The organism is Bacillus sp. FSL W8-0920, assembly GCF_038593215.1.
Classification (GTDB): domain Bacteria; phylum Bacillota; class Bacilli; order Bacillales; family Bacillaceae; genus Bacillus; species Bacillus pumilus.
Map to the genome: position 1 here is coordinate 1,891,487 of NZ_CP151974.1, position 11,475 is coordinate 1,902,961.

Annotated in this window: 11 protein-coding genes; 7 read left to right on the forward strand and 4 right to left on the reverse strand. The window is 42.3% G+C overall.

Annotated elements, in window-relative coordinates; all coding sequences use genetic code 11:
- Window positions 1–42 precede the first annotated feature (42 nt).
- From glcD to NSS78_RS09430, 5 genes are all read left to right on the forward strand, one after another.
- On the forward strand, window positions 43–1,452 hold the full coding sequence (gene glcD, locus NSS78_RS09410) for a glycolate oxidase subunit GlcD (RefSeq protein WP_212046633.1): 1,410 nt from the start codon (window positions 43–45) through the stop codon (window positions 1,450–1,452).
- Window positions 1,449–2,792 (forward strand): (Fe-S)-binding protein, encoded by a 1,344-nt coding sequence (locus tag NSS78_RS09415; RefSeq protein WP_212046632.1) that lies wholly within the window; start codon window positions 1,449–1,451, stop codon window positions 2,790–2,792. The genes glcD and NSS78_RS09415 overlap by 4 nt, the downstream gene beginning before the upstream one ends.
- A 72-nt stretch (window positions 2,793–2,864) precedes the next feature.
- Window positions 2,865–4,352 carry a spore germination protein gene (locus NSS78_RS09420; protein ID WP_310023999.1) on the forward strand — a complete coding sequence of 496 codons (1,488 nt, stop codon included), beginning with the start codon at window positions 2,865–2,867 and terminating at the stop codon, window positions 4,350–4,352.
- A 12-nt stretch (window positions 4,353–4,364) separates the two neighbouring features.
- Complete coding sequence (locus NSS78_RS09425; protein ID WP_003212426.1) at window positions 4,365–5,465, forward strand: GerAB/ArcD/ProY family transporter; 1,101 nt, start codon at window positions 4,365–4,367, stop codon at window positions 5,463–5,465.
- Complete coding sequence (locus NSS78_RS09430; protein ID WP_268460100.1) at window positions 5,462–6,562, forward strand: Ger(x)C family spore germination protein; 1,101 nt, start codon at window positions 5,462–5,464, stop codon at window positions 6,560–6,562. Before NSS78_RS09425 ends, NSS78_RS09430 begins: the two co-directional genes overlap by 4 nt.
- A 12-nt stretch (window positions 6,563–6,574) precedes the next feature.
- Here NSS78_RS09430 and NSS78_RS09435 read toward each other — a convergent pair whose 3' ends face one another.
- Both NSS78_RS09435 and NSS78_RS09440 read right to left on the reverse strand, forming a co-directional pair.
- Entirely contained in the window at window positions 6,575–7,555 is a 981-nt protein-coding gene (locus NSS78_RS09435) for a hypothetical protein (protein WP_327841082.1), read from the reverse strand.
- A 20-nt stretch (window positions 7,556–7,575) separates the two neighbouring features.
- A complete protein-coding gene (locus NSS78_RS09440; RefSeq protein ID WP_050944821.1) occupies window positions 7,576–7,806 on the reverse strand; it encodes an excisionase family DNA-binding protein in 231 nt (76 codons plus the stop codon).
- Between the two features lie 290 nt (window positions 7,807–8,096).
- On the opposite strand from NSS78_RS09440, the gene NSS78_RS09445 reads away from it, so the two are divergent.
- Window positions 8,097–8,699 carry a DedA family protein gene (locus tag NSS78_RS09445; RefSeq protein ID WP_050944820.1) on the forward strand — a complete coding sequence of 201 codons (603 nt, stop codon included), beginning with the start codon at window positions 8,097–8,099 and terminating at the stop codon, window positions 8,697–8,699.
- A gap of 40 nt (window positions 8,700–8,739) precedes the next feature.
- Here NSS78_RS09445 and NSS78_RS09450 read toward each other — a convergent pair whose 3' ends face one another.
- Complete coding sequence (locus NSS78_RS09450) at window positions 8,740–9,561, reverse strand: uroporphyrinogen-III synthase (RefSeq protein ID WP_327841084.1); 822 nt, start codon at window positions 9,559–9,561, stop codon at window positions 8,740–8,742.
- 143 nt (window positions 9,562–9,704) lie between these two features.
- Between NSS78_RS09450 and NSS78_RS09455 the strand changes: the two genes are divergently transcribed.
- Window positions 9,705–10,325: a GPR1/FUN34/YaaH family transporter gene (locus tag NSS78_RS09455; protein WP_050944818.1), complete on the forward strand. Its 621-nt coding sequence runs from the start codon at window positions 9,705–9,707 to the stop codon at window positions 10,323–10,325.
- A gap of 38 nt (window positions 10,326–10,363) precedes the next feature.
- On the opposite strand, the gene NSS78_RS09460 is transcribed toward NSS78_RS09455, so the two are convergent.
- Window positions 10,364–11,383, reverse strand: coding sequence for an LLM class flavin-dependent oxidoreductase (locus NSS78_RS09460; RefSeq protein ID WP_106028836.1), 1,020 nt, complete (start codon window positions 11,381–11,383; stop codon window positions 10,364–10,366).
- Window positions 11,384–11,475: the final 92 nt, after the last annotated feature.

Consider the following 11,475-nt stretch of genomic DNA (forward strand, 5'->3'; position numbering starts at 1 on the left):
ACTGAAAGAAACGGTATGTCTAATCAGTAGGAGTGAATGCGTATGTTAAATTCTGAATTTTTTAGTCAATTAAAAAAGATTGTCGGTGCGTCTCATGTACAGCGCAGTAAAGCCGATCGGCTTGCCTACTCTTATGATGCAACGCCTAATTTTCAGCATATGCCAGATGTCATCGTAAGCCCGCACGCGGCTGAGGAGATCCAGCAAATTGTTCGGCTCTGCGCCTCATATAAGGTGCCGATTGTGCCAAGAGGATCCGGTACGAACCTTTGTGCAGGCACCTGTCCGACACAAGGCGGACTTGTGATGTTGTTTACAAGAATGAACCAATTCATCGAAATTGACGAAGAAAACCTGACTGCAACGGTCCAGCCTGGTTTGATCACACAGGAACTCATTCACCAAGTAAAGGCAAGAGGCCTTTTCTATCCACCAGACCCAAGCTCGATGAAAATTTCGACGTTAGGCGGCAATATTAATGAAAATTCAGGTGGGCTCCGGGGGTTAAAATATGGTGTGACGAGAGATTATGTACTTGGACTTGAAGTGGTTCTGCCAAACGGTGACATCATCAAAACGGGCGGCAAGCTCGCAAAGGACGTGGCCGGGTATGATATGACCCGTTTATTTGTTGGATCAGAAGGAACGCTCGGAATTGTCACTGAAGCCACGCTGAAGCTTTTGCCGCTTCCAGAAACTAAACAAACGATGCTTTGTTTATATGAAAGCCTTGAGGAAGCAGCTGCATCAGTTTCGGCGATTATTGCAGAGCGTATCATCCCCGCCACGTTAGAATTTATGGATCAGCCGACACTAGAAGTCGTCGAAGACTTTGCCAAAATCGGCCTGCCGACTGACGTTCAAGCGGTGCTATTAATCGAACAGGACGGCAATCCTGAGGCTGTTTCCCGTGATATGCAAAGCATTGCAAAGGTTTGTCAGCAGCACGGTGCAAAAGAAGTGAATATCGCACACTCTGAAGAAGAAGCAAGTGCCCTTTTAACAGCGAGGCGAGCCGCTTTATCTGCCCTCGCCCGTTTAAGCCCTACGACCATTTTAGAAGATGCCACAGTGCCCCGTTCTGAAATTGCGAACATGGTGCGCGCGATCGAAGACATTGCGAGAGAGTACGACGTGAAAATCTGTACATTTGGTCATGCAGGTGACGGAAATCTGCATCCTACTTGTGCAACTGATGCAAGAAATGAAGAAGAAATGAAGCGGGTTGAAGAAGCATTTCAGGCCATTTTTGAAAAAGCAGTCTCCCTTGGTGGCACCATTACGGGTGAGCATGGTGTGGGTCTAATGAAAGCCCCCTATTTGGAGCTAAAGGTCAAAAAAGAAGGAATCGCTGCAATGAAAGCGATCAAACAAGCGCTAGATCCAGCAAATATCATGAATCCTGATAAGGTGTTTGGAAAAGCGGCAAGGAAGCGAGTGGTGGTCTCATGAATTCCTCTAAACAAACAAAGATTCAGCAAACATTTCAACAGCAAATGGACGAAAAGGAGCTGCTCAATTGCATGCGCTGCGGCTTCTGCCTCCCTTCCTGCCCTACTTATATTGAATCCGGTCAACAAGAAACGCACTCACCCCGCGGCCGAATTGCTTTAATGAAGGCGGTAAGAGACGGCGTGATTGAGCCTGATGAAGACGTCGAACATTCATTGAACCTTTGTCTTGGCTGCCGTGCATGTGAACCGGTTTGCCCCTCAGGCGTCAAATATGGACGTTTACTTGAGGATGCAAGAGACATCATTCAGCAGCACAAGAAACAATCCCTTCCTGTCAAATTTGTGAGACGTGTTGTGTTTAAAGGACTCTTTCCTTCCCAAAGCCGAATGCGTCAAGCGGCTGGACTACTGCGATTTTATCAAACCTCTGGTCTGCAAACGGCCGCCCGCAAGTCTGGCATGCTAAAGGTACTTCCGCCGCATTTACAGCTGATGGAAGAGGCCCTTCCAAAGGTGCCGCGACAACAAAAAAACCGTGCGTTAGAATACAAGGCCATTGGCACAGCAAGAAAGCGTGTCGCCTTTTTTACTGGCTGCTTAATGGACACCGTTTTTTCCAGCACAAACGAAGCGACCATCCAGCTTTTGCAGCTGGCCGGCTGTGACGTTGTCGTCCCTCCTGTTCAGACGTGCTGCGGTGCACTTCATGGTCATAGTGGAGAAAAAGAGCAAGCGAAAGAGCTAGCAAGGCGGAATATTGAAGCATTTGAGGAGGTTGAGGCAGATGCCATTGTCATGAATGCGGGCGGATGTGGTGCCTTTTTAAGTGATTATGATCATTTACTAAAGGATGATCCGTCTTTTCAAAAGCGAGGTGAAGCCTTCTCACAGAAAATCACGGATATATCAGACATTCTCGTGGAGCTGGAATTTCACGGCCGTACGCCGCTTGCTTTGCCAGAGCAAGTCATCACCTATCAAGATTCCTGTCATTTGCGGAACGGAATGGGTGTACAGCAAACGCCAAGGGTGCTCATGAAGGCAATTCAAGGGGTATCATTTAAAGAAATGAAGGATGCCGACCGCTGCTGCGGATCCGCCGGAATTTATAATATCTTGCAGCCACAAATGTCGATGCAAATTTTAGATCATAAAATGACAGAAGCTAGTCAAACAGCTGCGACTGCGATTGTCACGTCCAATCCAGGCTGCCAGCTGCAAATGGCAGCAGGTATCAAACGTTCAGGACAATCGAACAGCATGCGTGCTGTTCATCTCGTAGATTTTTTATTAGAAGCGGTTCAATATGGAAAAGAAGCGTCCAGCACATCAAGCTGAACGCTTTTTTCATGCATATCTTCCGGCAATTGGTTGGATAATAGAGGCAAATTGCGGAAGGAGATGGTTCAAGTGCTGAAGAAAAACAAACAACATCAAAAAGACCCAAATTCAGTATTTGAGGCATTGTCACGTTCCTCTGATTTTACAAACGAGTTGTCACGAAGTGAAGGGTTTCTTTATCGAATTTCTTTTTTTCGTTCTTTAATTAATGGGCATCTACTCCATGAACAAATTTTGCCCTGCATGAAAGAATTACATCTCACCCCTACTCTTGAGGAGCTGAAAGAACGAATTCCCATTGAACAGTCCGTCATCACGACCGATCTTCAGGAAGTGGAAAAAGCGCTTCATTTAGGTAACTTGGCCATTCGGCTCGAAACGGATTGGGGCAAAGCGCTTCTGATCCCGATTGAAGAAAAGAAAGGCAGACAAGTAGGTCCGCCCGAGATAGAATTTGGCATTATTAGTGCACAGGAAGCATTTGTGGAGGTTTTGGATACCAATTTAAATTTGGTCAGACGGCGGCTGCCGACACCGAACCTGAAAGTGTCAGAAAAGACGGTTGGCACGCTTTCGCAAACAAAAGTAGCGGTGTTATATATTGAAGAGATTGCTAATCCGACAAACATTGAAACCGTTCTCCAGCGTATTGAAGACATTGATTTTGATCAAATTTTAGATGCAAATTACCTTGCACAGATGCTTTATGATGTGTCCAATACGATCTTTCCGTTGTTTTTAAATACAGAAAGACCCGACCGCGTCTCTTCAGGTTTATCAGAAGGGAAAATTGCCATATTAGTGGATGGCTCGCCTCATGTCTTGCTTGCCCCGACGATTTTACTTGAGTATTTTTCCACTATGGAAGACTACAATATGTCGTGGATTGCGGCTTCTTGCTTTAGGCTGTTACGCATATTTGCTGTGATATTTTCCATTTTTGCGACACCTTTATATGTAGCCGTTTTAACGTTTCATTATGAGCTAATTCCAAAAGACTTATTAGAAACCATTGTGGCCTCCCGCTATCTTGTTCCATTTCCTCCAATCATTGAGGCGCTATTTTTAGAGATTTCGATTGAATTACTAAGAGAAGCGGGTTCAAGGCTTCCGGCTAAAGTCGGTCAGACGCTCGGGATTGTTGGAGGGATTGTCATTGGACAGGCTGCTGTGGCAGCAGGATTAACAAGTAATATTTTACTCATTATTGTTGCCCTTTCTGCTCTTGCCTCATTTGTCACCCCTATTTACAAAATGGGCAGTGCCATTCGGCTGCTGAGATTTCCCTTTCTACTTGCGGCACAGGTGTGGGGTGCATTAGGTATTGCAGTGATGGGATCATTCCTTCTCACCCATTTAATGAAATTAACGTCTATTGGACGTCCGTATCTAGAGCCTATTTTTCCGCTGCGCCTGACAGATCTAAAGGGCAGTTTGATTCGCCCTCAGCTTCGTTTTTTGAATAAAAGACCGGAAAATTTACGCCCGAAAAATGAAACCATCCATCGGCAAAAGCCTAAGCAAGGCCGTAAGGGGAAAAATGATTTTTATGAATAAGGAAGTGAAAGCATGAGTTCTTCTTCTGTAAAAGAGAAATTTCAAGTTTCCCCTTTTTTTGTGTTTTTTCTCGTTAATGCTAATCAAGTTGGTGTTGGCATTTTAAACTTTCAAACAAACCTTGTTCGTTCTATGAATAATGATGGATGGATCGCCATTCTGATTTCTGGCTTCAGTGTCAATGTCATGATCTTTCTTATGTACATGATGTTTAAAAAGGCCCCTTCGGATGAATTTGGTGATATCACGCAATATGTATTTGGCAAGTGGGTTGGGCAATTATTCAACATTCTCTATATCTTATATTTTGCTTCTTTGTCGTTGACCGTTCTCGTCCATTATATGGATGTGATCCATGTATGGCTGTTTAAAGAAATTCCTGGTCTATTGTTTGCGTCTGTACTTCTGCTGCTCGTGTATTACATTCATACCGGCGGGTTTAGAACGATTGCTGGATGGGCATTTTTTAGTATTGTACTGACGTATTGGATGACGTTTATTTGTTTTTATGCCATGAAATATAGTCACATTCGTTTCATGTTCCCGATGTTTGATCATACATTTTCGCAGCTGTTGATGGGAGTCAAAGATGCTTCATTATCCATGTTTGGTTTTGGCACACTGCTTGTCTATTATCCCTTTATTAAACATGCGCAGACGTCTCAAAAATTTGCTCACATGGGGGCATTATTTACGACATGCTTAAATTTACTCGTCTTTCTCGTCTCCATTGCGTATTACTCAAGTGCTCAGCTTAAATTAACAAAATGGCCGACGTTAACGTTAACAAGCATTGTGAAGCTCCCGTTTATCCAACGCTTTGAATTTATCGAAGTGTCTCTTTGGCTGCTTTTAATCATTCCGAATATCGCGATTCCACTGTGGGCCGCGAGCCGAATGGCAAAACAAGTGCTTCATACAAGCCAGCGCGTCACGTTCATCGCGCTCAGCATCCTCATTCTGGTCATGTTTTCATTTTTTACGGGGGCGACTTCTTTTGAAACATTTAACCAATGGGTGGAATATAGCGGATACTTTCTTGTATATGGCTTGATTGTCTGTATGGTTATTGGACTGATGTTGAAAAAAAGGTGGGTGAAAAAACGAGCATGAAACGTTATATACTCACGGGTCTCATGTTGTTTAGTCTCTTCTTAACTAGCTGTGCACAGCCTCGCCTTTTAGATGAATTAAATATCTCTCAGGCGGCAGGATTTGATTTAATCGAAGATGGAGAAATGAAGGGCTTCTTTGTCTTCCCTGTCTTTAAAAGTGAGGAGCAAGGAAGTTATCAAATATTAAGCGCAAGGTCAAATACCATTAGTAATATTCAGTTTCTCGTATCAGAAAAATCACCTTTTCCAGTCGTCATGGGTCAGGTGCTCGTTATTTTAGTCAGTGAAAAATTAGCAAAGGAAGTCGGCATGATCGATTTAATGAATTACATTTATCGTGATCCTATCATTGGTTCACGCCAAGTGTTTGCGATTGTAGGCGGAGAAGTTGAAGATTTATTATATACAAAAATGAATCAAACGAACTTAAATATAGGTGTGTATCTCTCTGATCTGTTGTCCCAAAATATGCGAAATGGCAATCAACCTGTCACTAATCAGCATATTTTCATGAATCAGATGCTGGCAAAAGGAGTCGATGCTTACCTGCCTTACATCAAGAAAACTAGCAACGCCATTAAAGTCACAGGAGTTGCTCTGTTTGATCAGGAAAAAATGGTCGGTCATATCCCTGGAGAAGACACGTTCACATTTAAAGCGATGATTGAAAATCATAAAAATGGTATCTACGAGTTTCAATTGGCTGATCAAGAAAAGACCCATGTCGTCATTGAAAATATCAAATCACATGTGTCCTACCAGATCAAACCAACGAATAACCTAACAAAAAAGCCTCATATCACGATTGATATCAAGCTGAAGGGCGAATTAAAAGAATTCATGAAATCCAAGAAAATTGATAAACCGAATATATTGGACCATGTCGAAAAAGAAGTTGAAAAACGTGTCGCCCAGCAAGGACAAGACCTTGTTCAGTCCTTTAAAAAGCAACATATTGATCCGCTTGGGCTAGGCTTAAGGTATCGATCAAAAGACAAAGCTATGACACCAGAAAAATGGAAGGAAATCTATCCTGATGCGGATGTACAAGTTAAATGCCATATGAAAATTGTGCAAACTGGTGTCAGTCAATAAAGGAGTTGGAAATTATTCGAAAATATCTTCTTTGTTGTTCAATATGGTAGACACGTTCGTTTTGACTCTTGGAACGCAGTCTTTTTGAAGATAGTCATTTAACGTGTTCTCTACTTCACTTTTATCTGTGTGAAGGATCTTAGGTGAACATTGTTCCACAAGGACCGGTCTATTCCCTTTAGCACAGTGTGTCATTGTTTCAAGGGCAATTAAACTGAAAGGTCTTCCTTTGTCTAGCCATGTTTTCATTCTATCCCAGGTTGGACAGCTTAAAGCTGCCAGCCTTCCCCAATGAACGTGAAAATGAGTGCAAGTGACCTCCATCCAATTTAATACTTTGTTAGAGTGGAAACGGTACAGACAGATAAAAGCAGCTGTCGGTAATTCTTTTTCACTGATCGATTTCAATTTCTCTATCACATGTTGTAAACCTTCATCTTCGGGCAAACTGCTGGCCGCTGCCCAAGAAAGTGGATAAAGAAATTCTTCGTCAGCCTGATTCACCAGTTCCCTTACCCACCCAGCGGCAGATGTACCTAAAACATCAGCCACGATTTCTAACATGCGTGATTTCACTTCGATATGCTGAGTTTCCTCAAACCGGCTTTGAACAGAGTCTAAGGTCCTTTGCTGATCATGCTGTTTCAGCGCATCAATGACATCATCCTCAAGAAACCACCTAGTAATTGAGAAGTCTATTAAAGACGCCAAATCTTGCCGCACGTCTTGTAATGTGGGGGCTTTATCTTCTTTGGTGACGATGACACCATGCAAAGCCTGTCCATCCTCTCCATAAAAGTCATCATGCAGTAAAAATTGTTTAGGAGAATGGAGAACGGCTAAGTTATACCATTCAATCGGTCGTAAAGAATTGTTGATTAGTCTCTTGTGACACGGCTGACATAATTGATAAGGTTGTTTCGGTTCATCAGTATCTTCTACCACATTCATTGCGTTTTTTTGACAGGCTTCACATAAGACGACTTTTTCCACTCCATTCACTTCCTTTGAATCTAATCTTCATCCTTTACATCTGGATCTTCAGGAATCGGTTCATTTAAAATCTCTTGGACGAGCTCTTTGTATTGTTCAAGCTGCTTCATATGCGTTTGAAACTGTCCTTGATAAATGAGATATGATTCTCCGTCAAATACAAAACGGATCTTTTTTTGCTGAATTAATTTCTCAATATACGCCTCTGATACTTCTAAGTATTCAGCTGTTTCTTCGATTGTTAAATACATGTTAATGCACCACCCGTTCGTTTCATCTAACAAATTATATCATGATCTGTTGAAAAAAACGGAAGCCGCCTGTTCATATTTTCTTTCCTGATATCATGATAACAAGTGTTCAGCAAGTAGATCGTCTAGGTGCGAGCAAATATGGTATGATAAAGTTTGCTAGATGGGCGTTTTTCGGTTTGACCTTCAGAGAGGTAAGCGGAAAGCAGACTCATGAGAGAAACAAAACAAGCATAGGCTTTTATATGGATGCTTGAAGAAAATTCGTATTTAAAGGCAGAGTGAAATGAATGGGAACCTTGTTTAATGAAATTTTAACTTGGCTGACAAGCCTTGGTTATGTAGGTGTAGCACTAGGTCTGATGATTGAAATCATTCCGAGCGAAATTGTTCTTGCTTATGGCGGATATATGGTGTCAACAGGAACAATCGGTTTTGTTGGAGCTGTTATCGCCGGCGTCATCGGAGGTACGCTCGCACAGTGTTTTATATACTGGATCGGTCTTTATGGCGGAAGACCTTTTTTAACAAAGTACGGAAAATACTTATTCATCCATGAACATCATATCGCCACTGCAGAGCGCTGGTTTGATCGATATGGAACCGGTGTGGTGTTTACAGCGCGCTTTATTCCTATTGTCCGCCATGCCATCTCCATTCCAGCCGGTATTGCCAAAATGCCTTTTTTGAAATTTGTCCTCTTGACAGGACTAGCAGCCATCCCTTGGTCGATCTTATTTATCTATCTCGGTATGCAGCTTGGGACAAAGTGGGACCACATTCAAAGTGTTGCTCACGCTTATACCACTCCTATTATGGCCATTGCGATTGTCCTAATCGTTCTCTATTTCGTCTTAAAAAAAATTCGTACGAACCGAAAACGGACAATCTAATGAAAAGCGCCTTCCACTGATCTAGTGAAAGGCGTTTTTTCTATGAGTGTAAGGATTGTTTTTTCATATATTGAGATAATTCCATAATCATTGCACCCATTCTCTCAAGTGACGGGGCGAGAATCCGGTCAATTCCCTCTTCTTTTAAAGCTTCAGCTGTGACTTTTCCAACAGCTACTGCCAGTACGGGCTGCTCGAATAGCGCTTGGAGTTCTTCTTTTCTTCCCCATTTTGCCGCTAGTGTGAAAAAGGCGTGCACCTGAACAGCGGTTGTAAAACAGACGGCTTGGACTTTTCCATCTTTCATTTCTTGAAGCAATGTTTCTGCGGCTTCTGGTTCAGGTGGTGTATGCTGATAAGGTAAAAGCGGCAATACATCTGCCCCTTTGTCATGTAAAAACTTCATGAGAGCCGGAGCGTTTTCTCCGTGCAGCTGCACCATGACACGTTTGCCTTGAAACTCTTTGCCTTCAAGCTTTGAGATTAGGTCACGCACCGTTCCATCTTCATCAGATACGTCTGGCTGAATTCCGCGTTTTTTGAGTGCAGCATAGGTTTTGTATCCTCTTGAAGCAATCTGTGCATTTGATAGAATGTGCATAAATTCTTCCCCTAAATGAAGCTCTTCTGCACTCTCAATTAATGTATCAGTCCCGACACCCGTTGTTAAAATCACCCAATCGACGCCTTTTTTCACAAAGGTTTCAATGCCTGGTTTTAACTCCTCTTTGGCTAAAAATACGGTTCCTTGAAGAGAACGAATAACGGCTTGTCCCCCTTGCTTTTCGACAAGTGTACGCATTTCTTCTGTTTTTCTCGTTCCACAAATGGCAATCGTTTTTCCAGCTAAGCCTTTACTCAATTTTATCCCTCTTTTTCTATCACATTTGATATGTATTAAATATAGATTTATTTGGAAGACGTTGCAAGTGTCTACTAAAAAAGAGCTTGACGTTTCGGTCTAATTCGAGTATCTTTTGTAAGTGCAAATTGTAGGAGGTCATTATGGAAAAACAGAATGTTCAAGCTTATCGATTATCAATTGCAGACCCAACACCACTTGGTTTGTTTGGTTTAGCAATGGTGACGCTCGTTGCGTCCTCACAAAAACTAGGAATTACAGATGGCACTTCCCTTATTTTACCTTGGGCTATCTTCCTTGGAGGCATCGCGCAGCTGATCGCGTCCATACAAGATTCAAAGCATCAAAATATTTTTGGAGCCACTGCCTTTGGCGCATTCGGTCTTTTTTGGATGGGCGTTGGTACGACTTGGCTCATTCAAGCGGGCGTTTTTGGGAAAACGCTTGCGGAAGCAGCAGATCCAAAACAACTAGGTTTTGCGTTTATCGGATATTTAATTTTCAGCTTGTTTATGACGATTGGTGCAATGGAAACACATAAAGTATTATTTTTGATTTTCGTCTTTATTGATTTCTTATTCCTTGGTCTTTCCCTAAGCTCATTTGGTGTGATGTACGATGTGACTCATACCATTGCCGGTATTGCAGAATTGATCATTTCCCTGCTTTCTTTTTATGGTTCAGCAGCAGTTGTGCTCAATACTCATTTTGGCCGTACTGTACTGCCAATTGGACAACCATTTCGTATTTTTACAAAAGCATAAGTAAAAAAAGAACTGCTTTGTGCAGTTCTTTTTTATGTTTATTTTTCTTGTGCCTCTTGGAAGATCTCGCTGATGATTTCATATGAACGCATTCTTTCTTGATGGTCAAACATATCCGAATTAATCATCACTTCGTCTGCTTGAGTAGCTTCAACAAAGGCTTCCAATTCTTTTTTCACCTTTTCTTTATCCCCGATCATTGTCGAACTTAATTGTTCATCCACCATCGCTTTTTCATATGGACTCCAAAGGCCGTCCATACTGTCGACAGGCGCTTTGAGTTTTCCTGGAGTATTTCGAATGAGACTCAAAAACCGCTGATAATGAGAGGTTGCCAAATATTCAGCCCGCTCTGTTTGATCTGCAGCAAAAGCTGTCACCCCCACCATGGCATAAGGCTCTTTCAACACATCAGAAGGTCTAAATGACTGTCTATACAACTCTAAAGCAGGAATTGTATTTTTAGGTGAAAAATGTGCCGCAAAGGCAAATGGCAATCCAAGCTCTCCTGCAAGTCTTGCGCTAAAACCGCTTGAACCAAGCAGCCAAATCGGAATGTTTAGACCCTCTCCCGGAACGGCTCTTACATGTTTTTTGACCTGTCCGGTTGGTTTAAAATATTGCCGAAGTTCTTCTAGCTGCTCAGGGAAATCTTCTCCATTATGAAGATTACGTCTAAGCGCCCTTGCCGTTAACTGATCTGTCCCTGGTGCTCTGCCAAGACCTAAATCAATTCTCCCCGGATATAATGTCTCAAGTGTGCCGAATTGTTCAGCAATGACAAGTGAAGAGTGGTTTGGCAGCATAATTCCACCAGATCCTACTCGAATTTTTTCGGTTCCGCCAGCAATATACCCAATTAAAACGGACGTTGCTGAACTTGCAACACCTTCCATATTATGGTGTTCTGCCAGCCAGTATCTATGATAACCCCACTTCTCCGCCTTTTTTGCTAAATCCATACTATGTTCAAAAGATTCCTTAATGGAGCCCCCTTCTGTCACAGAGGATAAATTTAAAACGGAATAAGCTGTACGCTGTAAAACTGATTGACTCATAAATGATGTCCCCATTTCTGTCAAAAATCATACTAGTTTCATACTTTCAACACCATAACATAAAATCATCAAACATTTAAATGATTTGATTC